We start from the raw sequence: 273 nt of genomic DNA on the forward strand, positions 1-273 counted from the left end.
CTGCGGGTTCGCGCCGAGCAGTCCCATGGTCGCGTTCGCCACGAGCCAGTCGGACTTCCACCCGCCCGGCCCGGTGAAGCGGATGCCGAAGGTCTTCGTCGCCCCCAGAAGCCCCGTGAGCAGGCCCCCGTCGATGACGGTGACGTAGGCAGCCGCGGATCCCGTCGTCTGGACGTTCCCGAGGAGATTGCTCAGGATCGGCTCGAGGAGGCCCTGATTGACGATCTGCCCGAACTCGGCTTTCGTCAGGTCGTACCCCGTCGCGGCGGCCGG

General features: G+C 68.9%; 1 protein-coding gene. It reads right to left on the minus strand.

The window, feature by feature from the left end; genetic code table 11:
* The coding region (locus SB753_RS37260; protein ID WP_410805164.1) for a hypothetical protein at window positions 1–273 on the minus strand (273 nt) is incomplete at both ends.

Origin of the sequence: Paraburkholderia sp. SIMBA_053 (assembly GCF_046534895.1) — a bacterium.
GTDB classification, from domain to species: Bacteria; Pseudomonadota; Gammaproteobacteria; order Burkholderiales; family Burkholderiaceae; genus Paraburkholderia; species Paraburkholderia caledonica.